The following is a 25,742-nucleotide window of genomic DNA, read 5'->3' on the forward strand; positions in this document are numbered from 1 at the left end:
TGGCGCTGGATCAGTCGGATCGTCCGTCTTCCTCGATAATGGCAACGTCCCACGCGGCAAGGTCGATTGGTTCGCCACGCTTCACCTTGCGCCCATGCAACAGTTCGGTGCCGGCGGCGGGGGCCGCCATGTGCTGTGGCGAGGGCGAATAGTTGAGCACGTACCGGACCGTGTGGCCGTTCTTCAACGTGCCGCCGCGCACGATTATCGGGAATTGCACGCCCGCAACCGATGGCGCGACACCTGCACGCGTGACTTCGGCGGCGACGATCTTTTCGGCCAGCGCGTCGCTCGGCATGAAGCCGACGTAGCTGACCTCGCCTTTGCCCCAGTGGTTGCGGGTCATCGCGGCGGCAGCCGGCCACGACGGATGCTGATAGCGCGCCACCACCTCGGCGGTGGTGGGCTTCAACATCTCCATCCACCAGCGCGGCGCGTTGTCGGCATCCGAAACCCCGAACGGATTGCCCGCCAGCGTCACCCCGACGGGAATCGTGAACTCCTGATAGGTGACCCCCGCCGCTTCGGCGATCGCACCCGGCTGCGCGGCATAGCGGACCTTGGTGTTCTCGTCCGAAAAGCCGCTTTTGAACGTGTAGAGCAGGTGGCCGCCGCGCTTGGCATAGTCGTTCAGCCGCGCGATCTCCGCGTCGCTCGCCGCATAGAGCGCCGGCACAACGATGAGTTTGTAATCGTCGAGCTTCTGCGTGCTGTCGGGCGACACGATGTCCGCCTCGACGTTCATCCGATAGAGTGCATCGTAGAAGGGGCGCAGCACCTGGTTATATTCTATGCCCGCCGGCTTGAAGGAATTGAACGCAGTCTGGGCGGCGTTGCTGACATAGACGGCGACCTTATTGTGCTTCGTCATTCCCGCCAGCTTCGGGCCGAGGCGAGCGATCTCCGCGCCGATCACCTTTGCGTCCGCATATTCCGCATTGGGCTTGTAGTCCTGCGACAGCAGCCCGCGCCAGTAGGTCTCGACCGCGTTTGCGGTGGTCGCCCAGTGCCAATATTCGACCATCTGCGCGCCTGAGGCGAGATGGCTGAACGCCTGCAGACGAAGCTGGCCCGGATAGGGCGTCCATTGCGGGAAACCCTGCGCCTCGGTTTCCAGCACCAGATAATTCTGTCCGTTGCGGATCGAGCGGGCTTCGTCGCCGCCAAAGGCAATCTCCGCGCCGGTCAGCTTGTCCTGGGTGGGATGATAGATGTCGATGCCGGCGATATCGAGCGCCCGTGCCGCCTTCCAATGGTCGACCTCCGGCTGGATGCCATAGGAGCCCTCACGCCAGCCCAGGTCGAAATTCTGCGTCATGAACTGGCCGGGCCGGGCGTGGGCGCGCACGAGCTTGGCCTGCCACGCCAGGAAGTCAGTGACGAGGCTGCGCTGGTAGGCGGCAAAGGCGTTGGACATGCTGGCGTTGATCGAGCCGTTGGTCGACGGGAAGTCCTCCCACCGGTTGATCCGGTTCGACCAGTAATTCAGGCCCCACGCCTGATTCAGTGCATCGAGGCTCGGCCATTTCGCCTTTAACGACTGGACGAACGCCGCCTGCACCGCAGGGCCGCTGGTGCCATAGGGCTTGGTCTCGTTGTCGAGCTGGTAGCCGATCACCGCCGGATGATCCTTAACATGGTCCACCAGCGCGACGATCACCCGCTGCGCCGCCGCCCGATAGTCGGGATCGGTGATGTCCATGTTCTGCCGCGTGCCATATTGCGCGCGGACGCCGTCGCGGCCGACGACGAGGATATTGGGATGCTGGCGCGCCAGCCAGGTCGGCACAGCATAGGTGGGCGTTCCGACGATTACCTTGATGCCCTGCTTATGCATCGCGGCAAGCGTGCGATCGACATGGCTGAAATCAAAGACCCCGGGCTGCGGCTCCAGCGTGCCCCAGGTCGATTCTGCGATGCGGACGACACTGATGCCGGCGGCCTTCATCATGCGCGCGTCTTCCTCGACGCGGTCGACCGGCGTGTACTCGTCATAATACGCGACGCCGTAGAGAATGGTATCCGGCACCTGCGCCTGCGTCGCTGCCGGCAGCGCCACCACGGCCAATGCGAGCGCTTTCACCAACCTCTGCATGATCCTGCCTTCCATCGCCAACTCCTCCCTGCCGTATCGTTTCCAAGCTATCGGGCGCATCGTGTGGGAAGCTTCTCGCCGTCCGGCCCGCATAGCCTCGCCGTTCGACAATAGTGCCGCTCCACACCACCGATCACAACCTGACGCGCACCCCGACAGTATAGCATCGGCCGACGTCGCGATATTCCTGCGTATTCTGAACGGCTTTTTTACAAAGACTGATGTCGGCCGTGGACGGCGCAGACAAAGCGCAGGAGCGCCTAACGCTGTTCGGGGGGACAACGGGACGGTTCGAGGATGAGCAACTCGCTGATCCCTTCTGCCGTCGGCCTTCCCATCCGCCCCGACAATAGGAAATGGCTTGCGCGGCAGCATATTGACGCTGCGCTCACTCGCTTCGCCCCACCCATCACGAACTGAGCGAGCAACGTGAACGGCCCTTCGACAAGCGCCACGAACTCTAAAAAGTCGTTGAGGACATTAGGCCCCAAATTTAGGACACGTCTGAAAACGATAAAATTATCGTTTAAAATCAATATGGAATGGTGGAGCCGAGGGGGATCGAACCCCTGACCTTTCGCATGCCATGCGAACGCTCTCCCAGCTGAGCTACGGCCCCATTCGTCCAGACCTTTCGGTCTCGGGAGGCGACGCCACTAGCGGGGCGTCGCTGGCTTGGCAAGCGGCGAAATCGCCGCTTGCCGCCATTTTTTACAAGATCAGTGTTCTTCGTCTTCGGTCGGCGCTTCCACGCCGAGATCGTCGTCGCCGCCGAGATCGACTTCGTCGTCGGGCGAGGGCTCTTCGTCCTCGCCGATGTCCAGCGCCTCGTCGTCACCGGCGAGATCGTCGTCCTTCTTCAAGGCTTCGGGCTTGGGCGAATCGAACGGCAGCGGCTGCTTCGACTTGAGGATCGGCTCCGGCTCCCACGTCGACCCGCATTCGATGCAGGTGACGGGATCGTCCTTACCGAGATCGTAGAAACGCGTTGCGCACTTCGGGCACGATCGCTTCGTGCCCCATTCCGGCTTAATCATGTGCCGTTTGGACCTTTCAAACTTCGGATAACCCTGGGGGTGGACCCCGTCAAAGTGGCGCGCGCCTTGCCATAGCGCAAGGGCGCTGTCAAAAGCCCGGCCCCGATGCCCCATGCCAATCCCACCCCCCGCCAAATCCATCCCTCCGGCCCGTTGCGGGGTCGCGTCGCCGTGCCCGGCGACAAATCGATCAGCCACCGTGCGCTGATGTTTTCCGCGCTCGCGGTCGGCGAAAGCCGCGTCGAGGGACTGCTCGAGGGCGAGGATGTGCTCGCCACCGCCGCCGCTTTGCGCGCGATGGGCGCCCAGATCGAACGCGGCGCGGACGGCATCTGGCGAATCCACGGCGTCGGCGTCGGCGGGCTGCTCCAGCCGCAGGGCGCGTTGGAAATGGGCAATTCCGGCACCTCGACCCGGCTGCTGATGGGGCTGATCGCGAGCCATGCGATCACCGCCGCCTTCACCGGCGACGCGTCCTTGACCAAGCGCCCGATGGGCCGCGTGATCGAGCCACTGTCGCGGATGGGCGCGAGCTTCACGTCCTATCCGGGCGGTCGCCTGCCGCTGATCCTGCGCGGCACCAACCCGGCGGTGCCGATCGACTATACGCTCCCCGTCGCCTCGGCGCAGGTGAAGTCGGCGGTGCTGCTCGCCGGCCTCAACACCCCCGGCATCACCCGCGTCATCGAGCCGATCGCGACGCGCGACCATAGCGAGCGGATGCTGCGCGGCTTCGGCGCGACCGTCGAGGTCGAAAACAGCCCCGCCGGACGAATCATCGCCATCACCGGCGAGGCCGAATTGAAACCCCAGCAGATCGTCGTGCCCGGCGACCCCTCCTCCGCCGCCTTCCTCGTCGTCGCGGCGACGATCGTTCCCGGCTCGGACGTGGTGGTCGAGAATGTCGGCCTCAACCCGACCCGCGCCGGCATCTTCACCGCTTTGCGGATGATGGGCGCCGACATCACCGAACTGAACCCACGCGAGGTCGGCGGCGAGCCGGTCGCCGATCTGCGCGTCCGCCACGCCCAGCTTAAAGCGATCGAAGTACCCGCCGAACTCGCGCCGAGCATGATCGACGAATATCCGATCCTGTTCGTCGCCGCCGCCTTCGCCGAGGGCCGCACCGTCGCGCGCGGAGCCCACGAGTTGCGCGTCAAGGAATCGGACCGGATCGCCGCGATGGCCGCCGCGCTCGGCGCGTGCGGCGTCGAGACGCACGAATATGAAGACGGCCTCGCCGTACAGGGCAATGGCGGCGGCGCCATCGCCGGCGGCGGCACCATCGCCACCCAGCTCGATCACCGAATCGCGATGAGCATGGCCGTCGCCGGCCTCAACACTCGCACCCCGCTCACGCTCGACGATGCCGCGCCGATCGCGACCAGCTATCCGATCTTCTTCGAATCGCTGGACAAGCTGCGCGGCGCCAACGAGATGCAGCCGGCATGATTATCGCCGTCGACGGACCCGCCGCCTCGGGCAAGGGCACGATCGCCCGCGCGCTCGCCAGCCACTACCGCCTGCCCTATCTCGATACCGGGCTGCTCTACCGTGCAGTCGCGGCCAATGTCGCGCGGCACGATCTCGATCCCGCGATCGAGGCCGATGCGGTCGCCGCGTGTGATTTCGATGAGGCGTTGCTCGACGATCCCGCTTTGCGCGACGACGAGACCGGCAAGCGCGCCTCGATCGTCTCGGCGCATCCGCTGGTGCGCGCGGCCCTGTTCCACCGCCAGCGCCGCTTCGCCAACCAGCCCGGCGGCGCTGTGCTCGACGGGCGCGACATCGGCACGGTGATAGCGCCGGAGGCCGACGCCAAATTGTTCGTCAAGGCGACCCCGACGATCCGCGCGCGCCGCCGCCATTCCGAACTGCGCGAGCGCGGCTCGAACGTCAGCATGGACAAGGTGCTCGCCGACATCCGCGCCCGTGACCTACGCGATTCGATGCGCAGCAGCGCGCCGCTGGTCGCCGCCAACGATGCGGCACTGCTCGACACGAGCTTCCTGTCGATCGAAGCCGCGCTCAAGCGCGCGATCGAACTGGTCGAGCGGCAAGTGAAGCTGAAGGCAGAGCGCGCGCGGGGATAAGCGCGGCGCGCCCGGTCGGGACGCAAGCGGCGTACGCTTGCGTCCACACCTTAAACCGAGACCAGCGCCGCCTCGACTGGACGATTGGTCGCACGCCGCGCCCTTGCGAGCAACACCGTGCTGACACGAATCTCCAGCGCAATCACGCCACCTCGCTTGCACCGCAGCAACATCCCCACCCCCTATCGCGACCCATTATATCGGCTTGCGCCGGCAGCCCCGTCGACGCCGCCCCCCGGCGGTCGGCGACTGTGCCGCACAGCAGGCATAGCGACAAACACGTTACCTTGCCACTGTAGGGATTCTACACTGTCGGGTTGTCGTCAAGCGGGCAGGTGATCACGGCGAACGCCTGAATGGACTCCTCCTTGCGCCCTTTCCGCGCTCAAAGAGTTTCCCTCGCTGCGCTTATCCGTTTGCTCGGATTCAACGAGCCGCATCTGCGCGCCGTTTCCCCTTTGCTTTCCGCGTGAACGCGATAGGCTGCATGCTGCTGTCGAGGAGGGCGTGATGGGCGTGACCGGCGTGGGTGGCATCTTCTTCCGGGCCGACGATCCCGATGCGTTGCGCCACTGGTATCGCACCCATCTCGGCGTCGGCGGCGAGGGCTATATGCCTTGGGAGCAGGTTGCCGGGCCGACTATGTTCCTCCCCTTCGCCGCGAACACCGATATGTGGCCGCGCGAGAAGCCGTGGATGCTCAACTTCCGCGTCGATGATCTCGACGCGCTGCTCGCCACGTTGCGCGCGGCGGATATCGCCATCGAACGCGATCCCACCTGGGACACGCCCGAGACTGGCAGCTTCGCCCGTATCCACGATCCCGAAGGCAATCCGATCGAGCTTTGGCAGCCGCCGGCCGAATAGGCTCGGGCCGCAGCGCGACGCCTTGCGCGGCCCCGCCTCGCCTTGCCTTTAAGGCCGCCGCGCGCTATAGAGTCGCGGTCCAGCGGGCAGGTGCTCGCGGAGGAAGGCGCGGAGGTTTGTCCTCTTGCGCCCGTTCGGCTTTGATCGGGCAATTCTCCGCTTCGCTCATACGTGCGGATGCTGCGGTGGCATGAGGCTTCCGTGGCGTATCGGCTAGAAGACCGCCGGAGACAACCGGCCGGCCGGAAACGTAAGACTAGGAACCGACTCCTTTATGGCCACTATGGCATCCCCCACGCGCGACGATTTCGCAGCCCTTCTTGAACTGACGCTCGGCGGAGCAGACAGCTTCGAAGGCCGCGTCGTCAAGGGCACCGTCACCGGCATCGAGAATGATCTCGCCGTGATCGACGTGGGCCTCAAGTCCGAAGGCCGCGTGCCGCTGCGCGAATTCGCAGCCCCCGGCCAGAAGGCCGATCTCAAGGTTGGCGACGAAGTCGAAGTCTATGTCGATCGCGTCGAGAACGTCCACGGCGAAGCGATGCTGTCGCGCGACCGCGCCCGCCGCGAAGCCGCATGGGACACGCTCGAAACCGAATTCGCCAAGACCGCGCGCGTCGAGGGTGTCATCTTCGGCCGCGTCAAGGGCGGCTTCACGGTCGACCTCAACGGCGCCGTGGCGTTCCTGCCCGGCTCGCAGGTCGATATCCGCCCGGTGCGTGACGTCACGCCGCTGATGGACATCCCCCAGCCCTTCCAGATCCTCAAGATGGACCGCAAGCGCGGCAACATCGTCGTGTCGCGTCGCGCGATCCTCGAAGAGACCCGCGCCGAGCAGCGTTCGGGCCTGATCCTGAGCCTCGCTGAGGGTCAGATCATCGACGGCGTCGTCAAGAACATCACCGATTACGGTGCGTTCGTCGATCTCGGCGGCATCGATGGCCTGCTGCATGTCACCGATCTTTCGTACAAGCGCGTTGGTCATCCGAGCGAGGTTCTTAACATTGGCGATACCGTCAAGGTTCAGATCATCCGCATCAACAAGGACACGCAGCGCATCTCGCTCGGCATGAAGCAGCTCGAGAGCGATCCGTGGGATGGTGCATCGGCCAAGTATCCGGTCGGCGCGAAGCTCACCGGCCGCGTCACGAACATCACCGAATATGGTGCGTTCGTCGAGCTGGAAGCGGGCATCGAGGGCCTCGTCCACGTTTCGGAAATGTCGTGGACCAAGAAGAACGTCCATCCGGGCAAGATCGTTTCGACCTCGCAGGAAGTCGATGTCGTCGTGCTCGAGGTCGATCCCGACAAGCGCCGCATCTCGCTCGGTCTCAAGCAGGCCCAGGCCAATCCGTGGGAGGCCTTCCTCGAAGCGCATCCGATCGGCTCGACCGTTGAGGGTGAAGTCAAGAACGCGACCGAATTCGGTCTGTTCATCGGCCTCGACAACGACGTCGATGGCATGGTCCACATGTCGGACATCGCCTGGGGCGTGTCGGGCGAGGACGCGCTCAACCTCCACCGCAAGGGCGAGGTCGTTCAGGCCGTCGTGCTCGACATCGATGCCGAGAAGGAGCGTATCTCGCTCGGCATGAAGCAGCTTGAGCGTGGCGCTCCGGCAGCCGGTGGCGCAGTCGCCGCAGGCGGCGGCAGCGGCTCGGGCCTCAACAAGAACGCGGTCGTCACCGTCACCGTTCTCGAAGTCCGCGACGCGGGCCTCGAAGTTCAGGTCGGCGACGATGGCGCGACGGGCTTCATCAAGCGCACCGATCTCGGTCGTGACCGCGACGAACAGCGCCCGGAGCGTTTCCAGGTCGGTCAGAAGTTCGACGCGATGGTGACCGGCTTCGATCGTTCGAAGAAGCCGACCTTCTCGGTCAAGGCGATGCAGATCTCCGAAGAGAAGCAGGCCGTGGCGCAGTACGGTTCGTCCGACTCGGGCGCGTCGCTCGGCGACATTCTCGGCGAGGCGCTCAAGGCGCGCAACGAGAAGCGTTGATCTAACGAGGTGGGTCGTCGGCAGCGCCGGCGGCCCACCGTCCTTTTTGTGCTTGCACCACAATGGCCCTTTCGGCCATATTTGCGTTTACACCCGCTCCCCATTGATCTACGTCTATTTTACATCGCCCGATCTCTATCCTGTGAGGTCGTGGTAAGATCGTAAACGTATTTTGGCGGGAGCTTACGGCGTAATGATCCGATCGGAACTGGTCCAGATGCTGGCCGAACAGAATCCGGATCTGGCGCCCCGCGACATCGAAGCAATCGTCGCAACCTTTTTCGATGAAATTTCAAAGCGTTTGGCTGCCGGCGGACGAGTCGAGCTGCGCGGCTTCGGCGCTTTCTCCACCCGCGCGCGCGATGCCCGCACCGGCCGCAATCCCCGCACCGGCGAGCTGGTCGATGTGACCGCGAAGCGAGTCCCCTATTTCAAGCCCGGCAAGGAAATGCGCCTCCGCCTCAACGTGTGAGTCGCGCACAATCGCGCTTGGCTGATCCCGACTTGGCGTTTATGCACGCCCCGATGATGCGGGCGTGGCGAAATCGGTAGACGCACCGGACTTAAAAAACTTGAGTGCTCACGGGGAAACCCGCGAAGTAGAACTGCTCAAATTCGGGGAACCCTGTAAAATGGCGATCCCGAGCCAAGCCCGCCCATCCCGGCGGGAAGGTGTAGAGACTAGACGGGCAGCACCTGTACCTCGCTCGGATGAGCGGGGCATGGTGAAGGGATAGTCCAGACCACAAACGCTTGTCCCTATCGGGCAGGCGGCGGCGAAAGCCGTAGCGGGTACGAAAATCCGTCGGGCCGCGAGGCCCTTGGGGGTTCAAGTCCCCCCGCCCGCACCATCCCTCCGAGTCTCACATCGCCGCGAGCAGCCCGTCGATCGAAACGATCGCGAAGCGCGTGAAATCGTCCGCCACCGCATAGGGCAGCAGCATCTCGCGCCCACGCACCAGCGCGCCGCAGCTATACACCACATTGGGGACATAGCCGTTGCGCTCATGGTCGCTGGGCTCGAGCAGCGGCTCGGCGAGGCGTCCGAGCACCTTGCCCGGATCGTCGCGATCGAGCAGCACCGCGCCCATGCAGTAATTGCGCACCACACCGACACCGTGAGTCAGCACCAGCCAGCCTTCATCAATCTCGATCGGCGAGCCGCAATTGCCAATCTGCACGCTCTCCCACGGATACAGCGGCTCCAGCACCTTGCCCTGCGCCCGCCAGGTGAGCAGATCGTCCGACTCGGCCAGCCACAAATTCTCATTGTCCTGCCGCCCCAGCGCCAGATAGCGCCCGCCGATCTGGCGCGGGAACAGCGCCATGCCCTTGGCATCGGCCAGATCGCCGCGCACCGGATGCATCTTGAAGGTGCGGAAATCGTCGGTCTGAAGCAACTCCTGCCGCGCGCCCGCCGCGCCGACCGCAGTGTAGGTGCCGATGAAGGTCAGCGGCCGGTCGGGGATCGCGAACGGCGTGAGCCGCAGATCCTCGATGCCGCGGCTCTGGCTCTCCACCACGGGGAACAGCACCGTCTCGGACGGCTCGCAACTGCCCGAGCAATCGAGCTGAATCGTGTCGGCATCCTGCCAGCCCTGTACCGGCGTGGTGATCGGCGGCACGCCGCTCGGCGCGGGCGCTGCAATCTCGACCTCGCCATCGGCACGCCACACGCCGGTGCGGAACGTCACCGAGGAGAGATGCCCTTCGCCGATCCCGCGCAGCGACAGCACGAAGTCCGTATCGCCCACCGGCTTCACGCCGATCGGCCAGGCGACGATGCTCGGATTGAACAACGCCGCCGATTCGAACGAATATTCCGCGCTGAAATACGCGCCGATCAGCAGCCGGCGATCCTCGTCGAGCGCACCCACGTCGAGCCCGGCGACTCGTCCGGCGAGATCGGAACCGCGCGCGAGCAGCGTAGTCTTCGCGCCGTGCTCGGCGTGACCGATCGAATCCCACAGCCGATCGATCTGCCGCGCCACCGCCGCATCGTCGAACGCGAGCACGCGCCGGATGATCCGCGTCGTGCGGTCCTCGGGCTGGTGGTCGAAACCGGCGGGGTCGGACGGCAGGAACGGCCGGATAACGGTGCGGCTGGCATCGGGGCGCAACTCGATGTCGAGCTTGCGCAGGCAAGGGTGGGTCTCAGCCATGATATTCTCCGTCAGGCGACCGCGACCTCTTCGGTATGCACGTCGAAGCCGACCAGCCGGGCCGGGCCGAAGGTGGTGGTCAGCGCCGTGTCGGTCGCGTCGCGCCCGCGCGCCATCAGGATGCGCCCGATCCGCGGCCGATTGTGCCGCGCGTCGAACGTATGCCAGCGCCCGCCGAGATAGACGTCGAACCACGCCGAGAAGTCCATCGGTGCGTCGACCGGCGGGATGCCGATGTCGCCGAGATAGCCGGTGCAATAGCGCGCCGGGATATTCATGCAGCGGCACAGCGTAATCGCGAGATGCGCGAAATCACGGCACACGCCCCGCCGCTCCTGATACGCGTCCCACGCCGTTTTGGTCGGGCGGGCGTAATTGTAACCGAACTCGATCTGGTTGTGTGTGAACTCGACGATCGCCTGCACGCGCTCCCAACCGGACGGGACATTGCCGAACAGCGACCACGCCACCTGAGAGAGCCGATCGGTTTCGCAATAGCGGCTGCCGAGCAGGAAAATCAGCACGTCGTCAGGCAGATCCTCCACCGCGTGCTGTTCGGCGTCCAGCGCGACGGGATCGGGAAGACCGTCATCCTGCACGGTGAAATCGCACGACAAGGTCAGCCCGCCCGCCGGCACGGTGATGCGCGTACACATGTTGCCGAACGAATCGGGGTAATCGTAGATCGGCACGTCGGGCGTCGCGACGATGCGGTGCGGTGTCACCAGATCCTTGTTTCGCGACGGGTGGATGCCGAGCAACGCCAGCATCGGCGTGGCAACCTCGGTTTCATAACGGATTTCATAACCGGCGCGGATCAGCATCGTCGTTTAGGCTCCCGCGCCAGGCGCAAAGGTTTTTACGGGTGTCGTAACGCGATCCTCGACGGAAATGTCCACGCTCACCGTCATATCGCGGAAACTTCCCGGAAAACCGGCCCATGTCCCGGAGATCGGCACCGCCTGATAGATGTCGCGCGCCACCGCGACGCGGATCAGCCCGCGATTGCCGACGATGCCGTTGGTCGGATCGAACTCGACCCAGCCCGATCCGGGCAGATACACCCGCACCCACGCATGGGTGTTGCCACCACCGCGCCGCTCGTCGCGCTGCGAGGGGTTGTAGACATAGCCCGACACGAAGCGCGCCGCGAAGCCGAGCGCGCGCACCGCCTCGATCATCAGCATCGCATAATCGCGACAGGTGCCGCTGCGCTTGGTCAGCGTCTCGATCGGCGTCTGCGTACCCTTTTCGTGGCGCGCGACATAGGTGAAGTCGCGCCGGATCGACGCGGTCATGTCGGAGAGCATCGCCAGCGTGTCGGTCTGGCCGGTGGTGCTGAGGAATCCCCGCGCCCATTGGTCGATCTGCCGGAGCGGATCGAGATGCTGGCGCTCGATCGATCGGAGCAGGTCCGGCATCTCCTCCGAATTGTAGGTAAAGGGGTAGAGCCGCGCATATTGCTCGATATCGACGGTCTGGAGATCGGCTGGTTCGTGCCGCAGGCGGATGTGGCTGTCGATCACCAGATCCTTCGCGCGCCGGTCGAACGTGGCGATCGCGACCGAATTGCCGAACACGTCCTGCAACCAGCGCACATCGGCCGGTTCGGGCGTGATATGGAGTTGCGCATCGACCAGATGCTGGTCGTAACTCTCGCGCGGGCGCACCATGATGCGGTGCTCGCCGAATGACACGGGCCGACTGTAGCTATAGGTGGTGACATGGGACAGAGTCAGCAAAGGCATCGCGCTTCTTCACATGAATAGCCAGCCGAGCCAATCACTGCTGGGTGCGGACGAGCCGTCGCCCGTGCGTATCATCAACCCGGAGGGGCGCGCATCGTTCCTGCTGATCGGCGATCATGCCGGCAATCGCGTGCCGCGCGCGCTCGAACCGTTCGGCGTCGCGCAAGCCGATCTGGAGCGCCACATCGGCTGGGACATCGGCATCGCCGCGCTCGGCGAGGTGCTGGCGGAAAGGCTCGACGCGACCTTCATCGCGCAAACCTATTCGCGGCTGGTGGTCGACTGTAACCGCGCGCCCGGCGCCATCGACGCGATGCCTGCGGTCAGCGACGGCACCCCGATCCCCGCCAACACCACGCTCGACGATGCCGCCCGCGCGGCGCGGATCGCGGCGATCCACGCCCCCTATCAGGCAGCGATCGCCGCTGAACTCGCGCGACGGGATGCCGCCGGTGAAGACACTGTGCTGGTCGCGCTGCACAGCTTTACGCCGGCAATGCGCGGCTTCGCGCGACCGTGGCAGATCGGCATTCTCCACGGCGGCGGCAACGAGGCGTATGCGCGCCGCGTGCTGTCGGCGCTCGAAGCGCGTGGCGATCTGGTGGTCGGCGACAACGAACCCTATGCGATGGACACAATCGATTTCACCATCCCGAACCACGCCTTCGCGGCGGGCCGGCGCTACGTGGAAACCGAAATCCGCCAGGACTTGCTGGTAAGCGAAGCGCAAGTCCGCGACTGGGCCGAGATATTGCAACAGGTTCTGACCGCAGCCCTCTGATCCTCCCCGGCACGGAGTTTTGGGTCGGATCGTCCCCCGGACGATCCTTGGCCATGCGGGGCATGGCCAACCCAAAACTGGGGACCGCGAGCGAAGCGAGAGGTGGAGGGGGGCTTCCACAAACGATACCGCCCGAGGAAGCCCCCCTCCGTCGCGCTATGCGCGCCACCTCCCCGTGCCGGGGAGGATCAGGGTGCGTAGGTAATCCTCGCCTGCCCCGTCGCCCGAACTGGCATGAACAGCCCCTTCCCCGTCACCGCCAGCGTACCGTTCTCCACCTTGGTCACATCCGCCGACAGCAGAAAATCCCCTTCGCGCCGCTGCCCGATCGCCTTGCGCGCCGCGCGCAGCACCTTCTGGTAATCCGGCGCGAAATCGTGGCTCAGCCCCTGGGCGATGCTCGCGCGGATCGAACCATCCTTGAACAAAGCGATCAGCAGGTTGGTCACCTGGCTATCGGTATCGGTCGCGATCCCGACATCGCGGGCACGCACCAATTGCGATCCCGGCACGTTGTACGGCACCGCCGTCAGCCACACCTGCCCCTTGGTCGACAGCAGCGACGCGTTGCGCGCCTTGGCCTTCGCCACCACGCCCACGGCGAGACGCCCGCCCGTGGTCGCATAGACCGTCACATCGCCGAATTCGACATCGACCGGGCCGATCCCCGCCAGCGAAATGCCCTTGTTGGCGCGCTTCACCAGCGTGCGCTTCACCACCGGCTCCAGTTGCGCGTAATCGGCCAGTACGGGGATGAAGAAGTTGATCCCTCGCTTGCCGGTCTTCGGCGCGGGCGGCGGCAGCGGCGTCGCGACCGGATCGCTCGGCCGGTTGCCGACGAAGGTCTCGGTCAGCGCGTCGGCGGACAGCAGCAGGGTCAAAGTGCGGCCCGAGACATGATAGCCGCCGACGCCGAGCCGCTTTGGCGTCACCCGCATCCAGGCCGGCGGCTTTTCGCGGTTGAGCATGATCGAGGTAAAGCCCTGCGCCCACGCCGAGGCGAGCTTGGCATGCAGATCGAGTTTGTTGAGCTCACGCGGCAGGCTTTGCTCAAGGCTCGCGATCACCGGCTTCAGCCGCGCGTCGGCCTTGCTGGCGAATGCGATCCGCTGCCCCAGGAAGTCGATCCCCGGCGCGTTCGTCCAGTCATAGGTGATCCGCACCTTGGCGGCGGGCTTCCAGTCGCCCGCGATCGAGAGCCGCGCCACCGCATGCACCACCGCATCGCCGGTCGCGGTCTTGGAAACCACCCCGCCGACCTTCTCTGCGGCGATCGTGGCATGCACCGGAAACGTGATCGTCAACCGGTCACCGCTGCCGCCAAGCACCAGTGGCCCGCGCGTCACTTCGCCGACCACGCGACAGCCGAGATTCGGCAGCACTTTCACTTTGGCGAACTTGAGATCGACGCGCTGCGCGCCGACGCATGTGTCGAGCCGCTTGTCGATGCCCCACAACCGCCGCGGCGTCTTCGCCTCCAGCGCGCGTTGCACGGCGTCGAGCGAACCCGAGATCGGCACGACGATCGATGATGTTTCGAGCGGGAAATCGGGCGCGGTATCCACCTTCGGCGGCGGCGGCACCTGCACCTTATGCCCGCACGCGCTCACCAGCAGCGACACACTCGCCAGTACGACAATCGAACGTGATCCCAAAACCGATCCTTTCGGATGGGCAACGTTCCAGCGGCGTAATGGTGCCAAACTTACGTCGCCCCGGCGAAGGCCGGGGCCGTTGCGTAACTTGGCGAGCCGGGTGCCCCAAACTCAACGGCCCCGGCCTCCGCCGGGGCGATGCCTATCAGCCCACGAACGCCCGCTCGATCACGAAATCGCCCGGATGCGCGTTCGAGCCTTCCTTGAAGCCTTCCGCCTCCAGCATCTTCGCGAAATCATGGATCATCGCGTTGCTGCCGCACAGCATCACCCGGTCCGTCGCGGGGTCGAGCTTCTTGGGGCCGGTCAGCGGCGCTTCGAACAAGGTCCCGTCCTCGATCAGTCCGTCGATGCGCTTGCTCGTGCGGAACGGCTCGCGGGTCACCGTGGGGATATAGTGGAATTGCGCCGCCGCCTCATCCGCGACGAGCGGATCGTCGGCGAGCTGCGCAGTCATCTCGTCATGATAAGCGAGGTCGCTGACGCGGCGCACGCTATGCACCACCACGATCTGCGAGAAACGCTCATATACATCGGGGTCGCGGATCAGGCTGAGGAACGGCGCGAGGCCGGTGCCGGTCGACAGCAGGAACAAACGGCTCCCCGGCAGCAGCGCGTCGCACACCAATGTGCCGACCGGCTTGCGGCCGAGGTAGACCTGATCGCCCGGCTGGATCTTCTGCAACCGCGAGGTGAGCGGACCGTCCTCGACCTTGATCGACAGGAACTCCAGTTCCTCGGAATAGGCCGGGCTGGCGATCGAATAAGCGCGCATCAGCGGCTTGGCGCCGTCGTCGAGCCCGATCATCACGAACTCGCCCGAGCGGAACCGGAACGACGCCGGCCGCTCGATCGCGAAGCTGAACAGATGCTCGTTCCAATGGCGGACCCACTTGACCTCGACCGAGTGGAAGGCCGCATTGTCCGGGATCAGCCGCGGGGTGGTGACAGGCGCATTCATTGTAACAGGATTCCGTTCAGTCAAACCGTAGAGACGTGCTCGCCGCCTCTACAGACCCATCGAACAAGGTCAACAATATGATCCTCCCCATGCAGGAAGGATAACTTCACCGCGACGCCGCGCGATTCCAAACCATGCCTAATCGCCTTCCCCCGCTTTGCCGGAGAAGTGACGAGCGAATTTATCAGGCACGCCGCGCCACGCGTCAGCATCCACTGGCGAATCACGCTTGCGCGTGATCTCGGGCCATGAGGCCGCGTGCGTCGCATTGATGCCAATCCATTGTGAGGCGCCAACGTCCGTATCGGGCAGAATGGCGTTCGCCGGGCATTCAGGCACGCAGATCGCGCAATCTATGCAATTGTCTGGGTCGATCACCAGCATGTTGGCACCTTCCCGAAAAGAGTCGGTCGGGCAAACTTCGATACAATCCATATACTTGCAGCGGATGCAGGCATCGGTGACCACGAAGGTCATCGTGCGAGTCCTCTCACTTTTCCCAAGAACCGCAGACCGCTCCAGTCATTGCCATTGAGAACGAGTTTAGCGCGCAGGCTTGCCATATCGATGCTCCAAAGGATGAAGCTCAGATACTGACATTCAGATCATCTAACAAACTGGTAATATCGCTGAAGATCATCGATAAAGCCGCTATGCGCTTCAGCCTCCGCCACCTTCAGATCTTCGTCGCCGTGGCTCACGATGGCAATGTTTCCGCCGCCGCCGAGGCGCTCGCGATGTCGCAATCGGCGGCGAGCGCGGCGCTGCTCGAACTCGAACGCCGCTACGGCAAGCCGCTGTTCGACCGCGCCGGCAAGCGCCTGCGCATCAACGAAACCGGCCGCGCGCTGCTCGCCCCGGCGCGCGACCTGCTCGATCGCGCCGGCGAGATCGACGCGCTTCTCGCCGGCCGCAAAGGCCCCGGCCCGTTCCGCCTCGGCGCGACCCAGACGATCGGCAGCCACGTCGCGCCGCGACTGATCCACGCGTACACGCAGCGTCATCCCGGCCCGGCGCCGACGCTGGAGATCGACAACACCGCAAGCATCGTCGCGCGGATCGCCGATTTCTCGCTCGATCTCGCGCTGGTCGAAGGCGAATACGCGCATCCCGATCTGCTCGTGCGCGACTGGCTCGGCGACGAACTCGTGGTGATCTGCGCGCCCGGCCATCGCCTCGCCGGGCGCTCGCCCTGCCCGATCGACGATCTGCTCGCCGAACGCTGGGTGGTGCGCGAGACAGGATCGGGCACCCGCCAGACGCTCGACCGCGCGATGCACCCGCACTGGAGCGCCTGGCAGATCGCGATGGACGTGCAGCAGATCGAGGCGGTCATCGAGATGGTCGCGGTGAGCGACCTGATCGGCTGCGTCTCCGAACTCGCCGCGCGCGATGCCGTCGCCCAAGGCCGCGTGGTGCGGCTTGAAGCCGCCGACCTCGATCTGCACCGGCGCTTCTACATCGTCTCGCATCGTGAGAAATACGTCACGCCCGGCGTCCGCGCCTTTCTCGATATCTGCGACGAAGCGATGTCCGGCGGCGATTGACGGACCGGCGCATCGCGTCATCGATTCGGCGCAAGGGCGATTGCCTATGCGCGTGATAGGAATATCATCCGTGTCTTGAACTGGAGTCGCGGCCCACCCGACCCGAACGGCGCAAATCCCTTGAGGAGTCCGGTCATGACGTTGGAGAGCGAGTTTTTCGGTAGCCATCCGTTCCTTACGGTGGCGGTGGCGGGCGACCGCGCGCCTGAGTGGCCAGCGGCGGGTCGCAAAGACGTCCGCACGCTGACGCTCGATATGAGCCACAAGCATCATCGCGGCTTCTGGGCGATGCAGCTCGACGAGGCAGCGCGGGCGGCGGGCGAACCGCATGTGATGGTAGCGCGCGGGCTCGCCTGTCTGGCGGTGGTGCGCTGGGCGCAGCTTTCGCCCAAATCCTACCTCGGCAACATCGCCGGCGCCTGCCTGTTCTCGCCGCTGTCGTTCACCCCAGCGCAGGCGCCGCTGGCGCAGGCGCTGCAACCCAGCCCAACGTTGCCGCTGCCGTTTCGGTCGCTGGTGGTCGAGCATCGAACCGCGCCGCTCGTCGGCCATCTCCTCACCCTGGTCGATAGCTGGGGCAGCCGCTTCGTCGATATCGAGGATTTCGCCACGCCTGAGCTCGCGACGTCGATCGCAATTGAACCGCACGCGCCCGTCAACGCGCTCTGGCGTTAGCGTCTATTAAAACTGTGTTTGCGACGTTTTAACGGCGAAAAAGCTCTGCGGTGCGCAATTGCCACACCCGTTCTTCCCCGATATGGTAGCGCTATCGTATCAATCGGGCCTCTTCAGAAGGCTAAGAGGGTGGTGAACGGCATGCTACTTCGGACATCGATCACAATCGCGGCTCTGCTCGGCACCAGCGCAGCCACCGCACAGGCCCATGAGGACAGCAAGGGCGCCGACGCATCGCGTTTCCTGTCGCAGCCGCTCGTCACGTCGATCTATACCGCCGATCCATCGGCGCATGTCTTCAATGGCAAGATTTACGTCTATCCCTCGCATGACGTGCCGACCGACATCCCCGACGACGATCTCGGCAACCAATATGCCATGCACGATTACCGCGTGCTGCGGATGGACCGGATCGGCGGACCGGTCACGGTCGGCCCGGTCGCGCTCGACGTGAAGGACATCCCGTGGGCGTCGAAGCAGGTGTGGGCGCCCGATGCCGCGTATAAGAACGGCACCTATTATCTGTACTTCCCGGCGCGCGACAAGGTGAAGGACAAGAACGGCCTCGGCACGTTCCGCATCGGCGTCGCCACCTCGAAAAGCCCGATGGGTCCGTTCAAGGCCGAGCCCAGGCCGATCGCCGGCAGCTTCTCGATGGACCCCGCCGTGTTCACCGATACCGACGGCAAGACCTATATGTATTTCGGTGGCATCTGGGGCGGCCAGCTCCAGCGCTGGGCGACCGGCAAATTCGATCCCAACGGCAGCGACACCGATCTCGGCGATACCGAGAAGCCAGCTTTGTCGGGCAAGGTCGTGCGGATGAACGCCGACATGAAGAGCTTCGCCGAAAAGCCGCGCGACGCGGTCATCCTCGGTGAAGACGGTCAGCCGGTGAAGACCGGCGAGCACGACAAGCGCTTCTTCGAGGCATCCTGGATGTTCAAGCGCGGCGGCACATATTATTACACGTATTCGACCGGTGACACGCACTTCCTCAACTACGCCACCGGAACCAGCCCCTATGGCCCCTTCAAATTCCGTGGTCATTTCCTGCTGCCGGTGCAGGGCTGGACGACGCACCATTCGATCATCGAAAATGCCGGTAAATGGTGGCTGTTCTATGCGGATACGCAGCTCAGCAACAAGAACCACCTCCGCAACGTCAAGGTGACGGAGTTGTTCTTCAACCCTGACGGCTCGATCAAGACCATCAACCCCTTCGTGAAGTAACCGCATGTTCCTCGGCATTGATATCGGCACGTCGGGCGTCAAGGCCGTCGTCATAGACACGCACGGCACCGTGGTCGGTCAGGGCACGGCGGCGCTCACCGTGCAACGCCCTCATCCGCTCTGGTCCGAACAGGACCCCGATAGCTGGTGGGCGGCGACGACGGCGGCGGTACAGGCGATCGATGCCGACGTGCGGCGCGCAGTGCGCGGCATCGGCCTCGCCGGGCAGATGCACGGCGCGACCCTGCTGGGCGCGGACGACACGCCGCTGCGCCCCGCGATCCTGTGGAACGACGGTCGCAGCCATGCCGAATGCGCCGAGCTGGAAGCGGCGACGCCCTTGTTCCGCACGGTCGGCGGCAATATCGTCATGCCCGGCTTCACCGCGCCCAAGCTGGCGTGGGTGCGCAAGCACGAACCGGAGGTGTTCGCCGCGACCAAGCTGGTGCTGCTGCCGAAAGACTATGTCCGGTTGCTGATGACCGGCAACAAAGCCTCCGACATGTCGGACTCGGCGGGCACGCTCTGGCTCGACGTGGCCGGTCGCAAATGGAGCGACGAATTGCTCGCCGCGTGCGGACTCGATGTCAGCCAGATGCCAGCGCTGGTCGAGGGACCACAGGCGACTGGACGTCTGAGTGCCGACGTGGCGGAACTCTGGGGCATGCCACAGGTGCCGGTCGCAGGCGGCGGCGGTGACAACGCCGCCGGCGCAGCCGGTGTCGGGGTCGTCAAGGACGGTGACGCGCTGCTTTCGCTCGGCACGTCCGGCGTCATCTTCGTCGCGAACGATGCCTTCCGGCCCAATCCGGGTCGCGCGGTCCACGCCTTCTGCCACTGCCTGCCCGACATGTGGCATCAGATGTCGGTACACCTGTCCGCCGCATCCTGCATCGACTGGGTCGCTCGGCTGACCGGAGCCGCCGGCGCCGCCGATCTGTTCGCACGCGCCGAAAAGGCCGGGCCGGCGAGCGGGCCGGAGCTGTTCCTCCCCTATCTCTCAGGCGAGCGCACGCCGCACAACGATGCCGAGGTGCGCGGCGCGTTCCTCCGTCTCGACAATGATACCGGCCCCGAGCGGCTCGCGCAGGCGGTGCTCGAAGGGGTCGCGTTCGCGCTTGCGGATGGGCTCGACGCGTTGCGGGGCGCTGGCACCGAGGTCGCGCAATTGTCCGTGATAGGCGGCGGTGCGCGCTCGCGCTACTGGGGCGCGACGCTTGCCGCCGCGCTGAACACGCCGCTGGTCTATCTTCAGGGCGGCGAGGTCGGCCCTGCGCTCGGCGCGGCGCGGCTCGCGCAACTCGCGGTCGATGGCGGTTCGCCCGCCGAGGTGTGCGTCGCGCCGCCGGTCGCGCACGTCATCGAACCCGATGCCGCGCTGGTCGATCGCCTCGCCCCCAAGCTCGCCGCCTTCCGCGACGCCTATCCGCATATCACCCCCCAGAATATCACCTCCCAGAATACCACCCCAAGGAGTGCCTGATGGCCATCGACTTCTTTGCAAACATTCCGACGATCACATACGAAGGCCCGGACAGCAGCAACGAGCTGGCCTATCGCTATTACGACAAGGACAAGGTCGTGCTCGGCAAGCGGATGGAGGACCACCTCCGTTTCGCAGCTTGTTTCTGGCACACCTTCGTCTGGCAGGGCAGCGACGTGTTCGGCGGCGGCACCTTTAACCGCCCGTGGCACAAGGGACCGAACGACAGCGCCGCCGCCGCGACCAAGCGCGAAGTGGCGTTCGACTTCTTCTCGAAGCTCGACATCCCCTTCTACTGCTTCCACGACATCGACGTGATGGCAGACGCGCATAACGTCACCGAGCATCGCAAGTTCTTCGCCGAAGCGGTCGATCATCTCGAGACGCTCCAGGCCTCGTCAGGCCGCAAGCTGCTGTGGGGCACCGCCAACCTGTTCAGCCACCCCCGCTTCGCCGCCGGCGGCGCGACCAACCCCGATCCCGAAGTCTATGCGTTCGGCGCGATGCAGGTCCGCGATGCGCTCGAGGCGACGCATCGGCTCGGCGGCAGCAACTACGTGCTGTGGGGCGGTCGCGAGGGCTATGAGACGCTGCTCAACACCGATCTCAAGCGCGAACTCGACAATTTCGGGCGTTTCCTCAGCCTCGTCGTCGAGCACAAGCACAAGATCGGCTTCAAGGGCACGATCCTGATCGAGCCGAAGCCGCACGAGCCGACCAAGCACCAGTACGACTTCGACACCGCTACCGTGTACGGTTTCCTCAAGCGCTACGGCCTTGAGAATGAAGTGCGCGTCAACATCGAGGCGAACCATGCGACGCTCGCTGGCCATACGTTCGAGCATGAGATCGCCACGGCCAACGCGCTCGGCCTGTTCGGCTCGATCGACGCCAACCGCGGCGATCACCAGAATGGCTGGGATACCGACCAATTCCCCAACTCGGCTGAAGAGCTGACGCTCGCGATGGTCGAGATCATCCGCGCGGGTGGCTTCACCGATGGCGGCTTCAACTTCGATTCGAAGGTGCGTCGCCAATCGATGGACGCAGTCGATCTGTTCTACGGCCATATCGGCGGCATCGACACCGTCGCGCGGGGCCTGCTCGGCGCCGCCAAGCTGATCGAGGACGGTCGCGTCGATGCGATCAAGGCTGAGCGTTATGCCGGCTGGACGGGCGACCTGGGCACGCAGATCGGCGCGCTCGACCTCGCCGGCATTGCCGATCTCGCGGTCGAGAAGGGTCTCGACCCCAAGCCGCGTTCGGGCCAGCAGGAGCGGCTCGAAAATCTGATCAACCGCTTCATCTGATCGCGATCGGCCGCCACTCGAATGGTTCGGGTGGCGGCCGAGTGCTTTCCAATCGCACCCGGCCGTGGCACGTAATGCCTGACACGGAACCGGGGGCGTCATGAGCGTATTTGCCGATCTGAAATCGCTCACCGGAGCGCAAAAAAGCTCGATCTGGGCGAGCTATCTCGGCTGGACGCTAGACGCGTTCGATTTTTTCCTGATGGTGTTCATGTTCTCGGCGGTCGCCAGGGAATTCGGCACCGACGTCAAGACCACCGCCGAAGCGACCTTCTTCACGCTCGCCGCACGGCCGTTCGGCGCGTTCGTGTTCGGTCTGTTGGCCGATCGATACGGCAGGCGCCCGGTGATGATGATCGTCATCCTCGCCTTTTCCGCTTTCTCGGTCTTATCCGCCTTCGCCTGGTCGCTGACCTCGCTGTTCGTGATCCGCGCGCTGTTCGGCTTCGCGATGGGCGGCGAATGGGGCATCGGCGCGAGCCTGGTGATGGAGAGCATCCCGGCGAAGATGCGCGGCTTCGTCTCGGGCCTGCTGCAAAGCGGCTATCCTTCGGGCTATTTCCTCGCGAGCTTGGTGTTCTTCCTGATGTTCGATCACATCGGCTGGCGCGGCATGTTCCTGATCGGCGTGGTGCCGGCGATCCTCGTCTTCCTGATCCGCATGCACGTCGAGGAAAGCCCGGCCTTCGAAGCACTCGCCGAAAAGCCGCGCGTCAATCCGATCACTGCCTTGCTCAGCAACTGGAAGATCGCGCTGTACCTCGTCGTGCTGATGACCGCGTTCAACTTCTTCAGTCACGGCACGCAGGATGTGTATCCGACCTTCCTCAAGGAGCAGCATCACCTCTCCACCCAAACCGCCGGGCTGCTCGCGATGGTGATGAACGCGGGCGCGATTGTCGGCGGGATCGGCTTCGGCATCTGGTCCGAGACGATCGGTCGGAAGCGCGCGATCATCATCGGCGCGCTGTGCGCCTTGCCGGTCATTCCTTTGTGGGCATTCTCTACCACGCCACTGATGCTCGGCGCGGGGGCGTTTCTGATGCAGGTCGCCGTGCAGGGCGCGTGGGGGATCGTGCCGGTCCACCTCAATGAACTGTCGCCGGCGGCGGTGCGCGGCATGTTTCCGGGCTTCGCGTATCAGCTCGGCAATTTGATCGCCTCACGCAACGCGGTGATCCAGGCGAGTGTCGCCGAGAGCCACGGCGGCGATTACGGCTTCGCGTTGGCGCTGGTGGCGGGGATTACCGTCGTCGTGATCGTGATCTGGACCGCGATCGGCCCCGAGCGGCGCGACGTCGATTTCGTCGAGCAGGCGAAAGCGTAGCGCGGTTCAGTTCTTCTCGCTCTTCGCCGCCGGGGTCGCGGAGGCGGTGACGATCGGCGGCCCCTTGGCGATCACCGCGCTCAACTGCGCGATCTCGGGGCAGCTCCGCTTGGCGCAGACGGTGCGCAGCTTGGTGAGGTTGGTCTTGGCGCGCTCGACCGCGCCTTGCTGGACGAGCGCTTCGCCCTGCTCCTTCAGCGCGGCGACGTCGTCGGGCTGTAACTCTAGCGCCTCACGGTAAAAACGGATTGCCTTGCCCGGCAGGTCGCGCGTGCGGGCGACTTCGCCAAGCCCGATGAACGCCGCGCGGGTACGCGGATCGACCGCCAACGCGCTCTCATAGGCGTCGATCGCGCCGTCGAGATTGCCGGCGGCTTGCGCTGCCTTGCCCGTCTCGACCAGCGCGAGCGAGCGCGCGTCAATCGCGTCGTCGGGGCGCTGGCCGTGGACCGCCGTCGACACCGTCAACAACGTCATCGCGGCGGCAGCGGCGACGGACAGATAGCGCATGATCCACTCCAGTTTCGGCACAATACCACCAAGCTAACACGGGGCTTGCAGGCGCGCGACAAAAAAGCCGTCGGTGCCGTCATGCGCTGGCGTCAGTCGCACGCCATCGCCGTGCGCGCGTCCGGCGGGGAGCGCCAGCGGCTCGGCACGCCAACCGGGATGGCCGCCAAGGAAGCGCGCCACCTGCCCCGCGCCCTCGGCATCGAGCAGCGAGCAGACGATGTGGACGAGCGCGCCGCCCGGCTTGACCAGCGCCGCGCCGACGTCGAGCAGGCGCGCCTGCGTCTCGACCAGCCGCGCGAGCCGGTCCGGTGTGAGCCGCCAGCGCGCCTCGGGGTTGCGCCGCCATGTGCCGGTGCCCGAGCACGGCGCGTCGATCAGTACGCAATCGGCCTCGCCCGCCCAGTCGGCGAGCGCTTCTGCCTCGCGGCCGGGATCGAGCAGGCGCGTCGTGACGATCGATGCGCCGGCGCGCGTGGCGCGGGGCGAAAGTCGCGAAAGTCGCCCACGATCGCTATCGCTGGCTAAGATCGCACCGTCATTCATCATTGCCACGACAAGCGCGAGCGTCTTGCCGCCCGCGCCCGCGCAGAGATCGACGATGCGCTGGCCCGGCGCAGCTTGCGCGGCCAGTGTGACGATCTGGCTGCCGGCATCCTGTACCTCGATTGCACCCGCAGCCCATTCGGGTAGCGCCTCGACATTGACGCCGGAGGGCAGCCGCAGCGCGTCGGGCAGACCGGGGATCGGTTCGGCGTCGGGGATCGCGACGGCCACATCGGCGAGGCGGTTGATGCGGATATCGAGCGGCGCGCGCTCGACCAGCGCGGCGAGTTCTGCGTCGGCGAGGCCCGAGGCGGCCAGCGCCGCGCGGAGCCATTCGGGCGCGACGCCCTCGGCGGCGGCGGGTTCGTCCGGCATGATCCGCGCGGGGGCATGGCCCTCGCCCGTGAACAGCGCCGCCAGCGCCGGATCGCGCGCCGCCACCGCCAGCATCGCCGCGCGGCCACTGGCCGGCGGCTCACCGCACAGCCGGATCGCCGCATAGGCCAGCTCACGCACCGCGCGCCGGTCCTTGCTGCCAGCATAGCGCCGCGTTGCGAAATAGCGTGCGATCAGCGTGTCCGCCGCCGCGCCGCCGCGTTTGGCGGCTTCGAGGATTTCGTCGAGGAGGTCGATCGCCGCCTGTACGCGGGCGGAGGGGGTCATGCTTGGGGTCCGGTGGAGTGGCGTTGGGCGGCGGGCGCGCGTGTGGGAGAGATCATCCGCACGTCCTTGCCAGCTTTATGGTGGCAAGGACAGATCGCGGCGCAAAGAGGCCGCATCAGTCCGCAGCAGATACGCAGGACGACGACATCCGCGACGTCGCGTTTTGTGACGGAAGCCACGGCACCAACGCGGTGGACCCTATTACCCATTCGTCATAGACAAACCTCAGGTGGTGCCATGGGGGGGGGCTGGAGCGTCGTGAGCTGGTTCGAGAAATTGCGCGGTCGACGCACGGGAGCAGGGAACCGGGTTGTCATCCTCTCGCATGGCTTCGGCACCGATCAGGATGCCTGGACGTCGCTGCGGCCGTGGTTTGAAGCGCGCTTCGACGTCGTGTCCTTCGACCTAGCCGGTTGCGGTCCGATGGGGGCCGAGAGCTACGACTTCGAACGGCACGGATCGATGTTCGGCTATGCCGACGATCTTGTGGAACTCATGGACGAATTGGGCCTGCAGGGATGCACGTATGTCGGCCATTCGATGAGCTGCATGATCGGCGCGGCCGCAGCCAGCGCAAGGCCTGATCTTTTCGAGCAAATCGTGATGATCGGCGGCTCGCCCCGTTACCTCAACGATGCAGACTATGTCGGCGGCTTCGAGCAGGAGAATCTGGACCAATTGTTCGAGAGCATGGCTGCGAACTACCAGGCCTGGGTCGCCGGATTCGCCCCGATCGTCGTCGGCGTCGATGATCGTGAGGCTGTCGCCGACTTCTCACGCACGCTCTTCCAGATGCGGCCCGACATCGCCCTGAACACGTCACGCACCATCTTCGAATCCGACATGCGACAGGCGGTGCTGCGCGTCGCGACGCCGGTACACCTGATCCAGACGTCTTCGGATGTCGCGGTCCCGATCCAGGTCGGCGAATGGCTTGCCGGTGCGATCTCGAACGCAAGCCTCGACATCATCGATGCCGCCGGTCACTTGCCGCACATAACGGCGCCGGCCGAAGTGATCCGTATTCTCGAACGCCGTCTGGGCTGACAC

The 25,742-nt window shown here is 65.1% G+C and carries 23 protein-coding genes and 1 tRNA gene; 13 read left to right on the top strand and 11 right to left on the bottom strand.

The window, feature by feature from the left end; genetic code table 11:
* Positions 1-10: 10 nt before the first annotated feature.
* The 3 genes from EWE75_RS17895 to EWE75_RS17905 form a co-directional block, all read right to left on the bottom strand.
* Positions 11-2,110 carry a beta-galactosidase gene (locus tag EWE75_RS17895; RefSeq protein WP_231708437.1) on the bottom strand — a complete coding sequence of 700 codons (2,100 nt, stop codon included), beginning with the start codon at positions 2,108-2,110 and terminating at the stop codon, positions 11-13.
* A gap of 528 nt (positions 2,111-2,638) precedes the next feature.
* A tRNA-Ala gene (locus EWE75_RS17900) sits at positions 2,639-2,714 on the bottom strand.
* A 100-nt stretch (positions 2,715-2,814) separates the two neighbouring features.
* Positions 2,815-3,132: a TIGR02300 family protein gene (locus EWE75_RS17905; RefSeq protein ID WP_069205552.1), complete on the bottom strand. Its 318-nt coding sequence runs from the start codon at positions 3,130-3,132 to the stop codon at positions 2,815-2,817.
* A gap of 105 nt (positions 3,133-3,237) precedes the next feature.
* Here EWE75_RS17905 and aroA point away from each other — a divergent pair, with 105 nt between their 5' ends.
* From aroA to EWE75_RS17930, 5 genes are all read left to right on the top strand, one after another.
* The gene (gene aroA / locus EWE75_RS17910) at positions 3,238-4,584 is read left to right on the top strand and encodes a 3-phosphoshikimate 1-carboxyvinyltransferase (RefSeq protein ID WP_130159472.1); all 1,347 of its coding nucleotides are present in this window, start codon (positions 3,238-3,240) and stop codon (positions 4,582-4,584) included.
* Positions 4,581-5,225 (top strand): (d)CMP kinase, encoded by a 645-nt coding sequence (gene cmk / locus EWE75_RS17915; RefSeq protein WP_130159473.1) that lies wholly within the window; start codon positions 4,581-4,583, stop codon positions 5,223-5,225. Before aroA ends, cmk begins: the two co-directional genes overlap by 4 nt.
* Before the next feature lie 510 nt (positions 5,226-5,735).
* Complete coding sequence (locus EWE75_RS17920) at positions 5,736-6,092, top strand: VOC family protein (protein ID WP_130159474.1); 357 nt, start codon at positions 5,736-5,738, stop codon at positions 6,090-6,092.
* A 274-nt stretch (positions 6,093-6,366) separates the two neighbouring features.
* Positions 6,367-8,091: a 30S ribosomal protein S1 gene (rpsA, locus tag EWE75_RS17925; RefSeq protein ID WP_130159475.1), complete on the top strand. Its 1,725-nt coding sequence runs from the start codon at positions 6,367-6,369 to the stop codon at positions 8,089-8,091.
* 193 nt (positions 8,092-8,284) lie between these two features.
* Entirely contained in the window at positions 8,285-8,563 is a 279-nt protein-coding gene (locus EWE75_RS17930; RefSeq protein WP_069205547.1) for an integration host factor subunit beta, read from the top strand.
* 391 nt (positions 8,564-8,954) lie between these two features.
* Here EWE75_RS17930 and EWE75_RS17940 read toward each other — a convergent pair whose 3' ends face one another.
* The 3 genes from EWE75_RS17940 to EWE75_RS17950 are packed head-to-tail and all read right to left on the bottom strand — an operon-like array spanning position 8,955 to position 12,001.
* Positions 8,955-10,253 (bottom strand): glycoside hydrolase family 130 protein, encoded by a 1,299-nt coding sequence (locus EWE75_RS17940; protein WP_130159476.1) that lies wholly within the window; start codon positions 10,251-10,253, stop codon positions 8,955-8,957.
* Between the two features lie 11 nt (positions 10,254-10,264).
* Complete coding sequence (locus EWE75_RS17945) at positions 10,265-11,077, bottom strand: transglutaminase-like domain-containing protein (protein WP_130159477.1); 813 nt, start codon at positions 11,075-11,077, stop codon at positions 10,265-10,267.
* A 6-nt stretch (positions 11,078-11,083) separates the two neighbouring features.
* A complete protein-coding gene (locus EWE75_RS17950) occupies positions 11,084-12,001 on the bottom strand; it encodes a transglutaminase family protein (RefSeq protein ID WP_130159478.1) in 918 nt (305 codons plus the stop codon).
* Between the two features lie 13 nt (positions 12,002-12,014).
* Here EWE75_RS17950 and EWE75_RS17955 point away from each other — a divergent pair, with 13 nt between their 5' ends.
* The gene (locus EWE75_RS17955; protein WP_130159479.1) at positions 12,015-12,782 is read left to right on the top strand and encodes an N-formylglutamate amidohydrolase; all 768 of its coding nucleotides are present in this window, start codon (positions 12,015-12,017) and stop codon (positions 12,780-12,782) included.
* Between the two features lie 188 nt (positions 12,783-12,970).
* Here EWE75_RS17955 and EWE75_RS17960 read toward each other — a convergent pair whose 3' ends face one another.
* The 3 genes from EWE75_RS17960 to fdxA form a co-directional block, all read right to left on the bottom strand.
* Positions 12,971-14,437 (bottom strand): DUF4403 family protein, encoded by a 1,467-nt coding sequence (locus EWE75_RS17960; RefSeq protein WP_130159480.1) that lies wholly within the window; start codon positions 14,435-14,437, stop codon positions 12,971-12,973.
* A 145-nt stretch (positions 14,438-14,582) separates the two neighbouring features.
* Positions 14,583-15,398, bottom strand: a complete 816-nt coding sequence (locus EWE75_RS17965; RefSeq protein ID WP_130159481.1) for a ferredoxin--NADP reductase — start codon at positions 15,396-15,398, stop codon at positions 14,583-14,585.
* Between the two features lie 138 nt (positions 15,399-15,536).
* Complete coding sequence (gene fdxA, locus EWE75_RS17970; RefSeq protein ID WP_130159482.1) at positions 15,537-15,875, bottom strand: ferredoxin FdxA; 339 nt, start codon at positions 15,873-15,875, stop codon at positions 15,537-15,539.
* Between the two features lie 176 nt (positions 15,876-16,051).
* Here fdxA and EWE75_RS17975 point away from each other — a divergent pair, with 176 nt between their 5' ends.
* The 6 genes from EWE75_RS17975 to EWE75_RS18000 all read left to right on the top strand — a co-directional run bounded on the left by EWE75_RS17975 (position 16,052) and on the right by EWE75_RS18000 (position 22,973).
* A complete protein-coding gene (locus tag EWE75_RS17975; protein ID WP_130159483.1) occupies positions 16,052-16,945 on the top strand; it encodes a LysR family transcriptional regulator in 894 nt (297 codons plus the stop codon).
* A gap of 135 nt (positions 16,946-17,080) precedes the next feature.
* Complete coding sequence (locus tag EWE75_RS17980) at positions 17,081-17,620, top strand: alpha/beta hydrolase (RefSeq protein WP_130159484.1); 540 nt, start codon at positions 17,081-17,083, stop codon at positions 17,618-17,620.
* A 141-nt stretch (positions 17,621-17,761) separates the two neighbouring features.
* Positions 17,762-18,853, top strand: a complete 1,092-nt coding sequence (locus tag EWE75_RS17985) for a glycoside hydrolase family 43 protein (RefSeq protein WP_130159485.1) — start codon at positions 17,762-17,764, stop codon at positions 18,851-18,853.
* A gap of 4 nt (positions 18,854-18,857) precedes the next feature.
* Positions 18,858-20,336, top strand: a complete 1,479-nt coding sequence (xylB, locus tag EWE75_RS17990; protein ID WP_130159486.1) for a xylulokinase — start codon at positions 18,858-18,860, stop codon at positions 20,334-20,336.
* On the top strand, positions 20,336-21,646 hold the full coding sequence (gene xylA / locus EWE75_RS17995; RefSeq protein WP_130159487.1) for a xylose isomerase: 1,311 nt from the start codon (positions 20,336-20,338) through the stop codon (positions 21,644-21,646). The genes xylB and xylA overlap by 1 nt, the downstream gene beginning before the upstream one ends.
* Before the next feature lie 100 nt (positions 21,647-21,746).
* Positions 21,747-22,973: an MFS transporter gene (locus tag EWE75_RS18000; protein ID WP_130159488.1), complete on the top strand. Its 1,227-nt coding sequence runs from the start codon at positions 21,747-21,749 to the stop codon at positions 22,971-22,973.
* A gap of 6 nt (positions 22,974-22,979) precedes the next feature.
* Here the strand turns inward: EWE75_RS18000 and EWE75_RS18005 are convergent, their stop codons facing one another.
* Both EWE75_RS18005 and EWE75_RS18010 read right to left on the bottom strand, forming a co-directional pair.
* Positions 22,980-23,483: a tetratricopeptide repeat protein gene (locus EWE75_RS18005; protein WP_130159489.1), complete on the bottom strand. Its 504-nt coding sequence runs from the start codon at positions 23,481-23,483 to the stop codon at positions 22,980-22,982.
* A 33-nt stretch (positions 23,484-23,516) separates the two neighbouring features.
* Positions 23,517-24,692 carry an RsmB/NOP family class I SAM-dependent RNA methyltransferase gene (locus tag EWE75_RS18010; protein ID WP_130159490.1) on the bottom strand — a complete coding sequence of 392 codons (1,176 nt, stop codon included), beginning with the start codon at positions 24,690-24,692 and terminating at the stop codon, positions 23,517-23,519.
* A 258-nt stretch (positions 24,693-24,950) separates the two neighbouring features.
* Between EWE75_RS18010 and EWE75_RS18015 the strand changes: the two genes are divergently transcribed.
* Positions 24,951-25,739 carry an alpha/beta fold hydrolase gene (locus EWE75_RS18015; RefSeq protein WP_130159491.1) on the top strand — a complete coding sequence of 263 codons (789 nt, stop codon included), beginning with the start codon at positions 24,951-24,953 and terminating at the stop codon, positions 25,737-25,739.
* Positions 25,740-25,742: the final 3 nt, after the last annotated feature.

The organism is Sphingomonas populi, assembly GCF_004208535.1.
Lineage (GTDB): Bacteria > Pseudomonadota > Alphaproteobacteria > Sphingomonadales > Sphingomonadaceae > Sphingomonas > Sphingomonas populi.

What these genes read in the sequence shown, in the direction of transcription:
- fdxA (WP_130159482.1), bottom strand. Translation starts at nt 15,875, where the DNA reads ATGACCTTCGTGGTCACCGATGCCTGCATCCGCTGCAAGTATATGGAT.
- aroA (WP_130159472.1), top strand. Translation starts at nt 3,238, where the DNA reads ATGCCCCATGCCAATCCCACCCCCCGCCAAATCCATCCCTCCGGCCCG.
- EWE75_RS17895 (WP_231708437.1), bottom strand. Translation starts at nt 2,110, where the DNA reads ATGGAAGGCAGGATCATGCAGAGGTTGGTGAAAGCGCTCGCATTGGCC.
- EWE75_RS17965 (WP_130159481.1), bottom strand. Translation starts at nt 15,398, where the DNA reads ATGAATGCGCCTGTCACCACCCCGCGGCTGATCCCGGACAATGCGGCC.
- EWE75_RS17950 (WP_130159478.1), bottom strand. Translation starts at nt 12,001, where the DNA reads ATGCCTTTGCTGACTCTGTCCCATGTCACCACCTATAGCTACAGTCGG.
- xylA (WP_130159487.1), top strand. Translation starts at nt 20,336, where the DNA reads ATGGCCATCGACTTCTTTGCAAACATTCCGACGATCACATACGAAGGC.
- xylB (WP_130159486.1), top strand. Translation starts at nt 18,858, where the DNA reads ATGTTCCTCGGCATTGATATCGGCACGTCGGGCGTCAAGGCCGTCGTC.
- EWE75_RS17975 (WP_130159483.1), top strand. Translation starts at nt 16,052, where the DNA reads ATGCGCTTCAGCCTCCGCCACCTTCAGATCTTCGTCGCCGTGGCTCAC.
- EWE75_RS18010 (WP_130159490.1), bottom strand. Translation starts at nt 24,692, where the DNA reads ATGACCCCCTCCGCCCGCGTACAGGCGGCGATCGACCTCCTCGACGAA.
- EWE75_RS17955 (WP_130159479.1), top strand. Translation starts at nt 12,015, where the DNA reads ATGAATAGCCAGCCGAGCCAATCACTGCTGGGTGCGGACGAGCCGTCG.
- cmk (WP_130159473.1), top strand. Translation starts at nt 4,581, where the DNA reads ATGATTATCGCCGTCGACGGACCCGCCGCCTCGGGCAAGGGCACGATC.
- EWE75_RS18005 (WP_130159489.1), bottom strand. Translation starts at nt 23,483, where the DNA reads ATGCGCTATCTGTCCGTCGCCGCTGCCGCCGCGATGACGTTGTTGACG.
- EWE75_RS17980 (WP_130159484.1), top strand. Translation starts at nt 17,081, where the DNA reads ATGACGTTGGAGAGCGAGTTTTTCGGTAGCCATCCGTTCCTTACGGTG.
- EWE75_RS17905 (WP_069205552.1), bottom strand. Translation starts at nt 3,132, where the DNA reads ATGATTAAGCCGGAATGGGGCACGAAGCGATCGTGCCCGAAGTGCGCA.
- rpsA (WP_130159475.1), top strand. Translation starts at nt 6,367, where the DNA reads ATGGCCACTATGGCATCCCCCACGCGCGACGATTTCGCAGCCCTTCTT.
- EWE75_RS17930 (WP_069205547.1), top strand. Translation starts at nt 8,285, where the DNA reads ATGATCCGATCGGAACTGGTCCAGATGCTGGCCGAACAGAATCCGGAT.
- EWE75_RS18000 (WP_130159488.1), top strand. Translation starts at nt 21,747, where the DNA reads ATGAGCGTATTTGCCGATCTGAAATCGCTCACCGGAGCGCAAAAAAGC.
- EWE75_RS17920 (WP_130159474.1), top strand. Translation starts at nt 5,736, where the DNA reads ATGGGCGTGACCGGCGTGGGTGGCATCTTCTTCCGGGCCGACGATCCC.
- EWE75_RS17945 (WP_130159477.1), bottom strand. Translation starts at nt 11,077, where the DNA reads ATGCTGATCCGCGCCGGTTATGAAATCCGTTATGAAACCGAGGTTGCC.
- EWE75_RS17940 (WP_130159476.1), bottom strand. Translation starts at nt 10,253, where the DNA reads ATGGCTGAGACCCACCCTTGCCTGCGCAAGCTCGACATCGAGTTGCGC.
- EWE75_RS17985 (WP_130159485.1), top strand. Translation starts at nt 17,762, where the DNA reads ATGCTACTTCGGACATCGATCACAATCGCGGCTCTGCTCGGCACCAGC.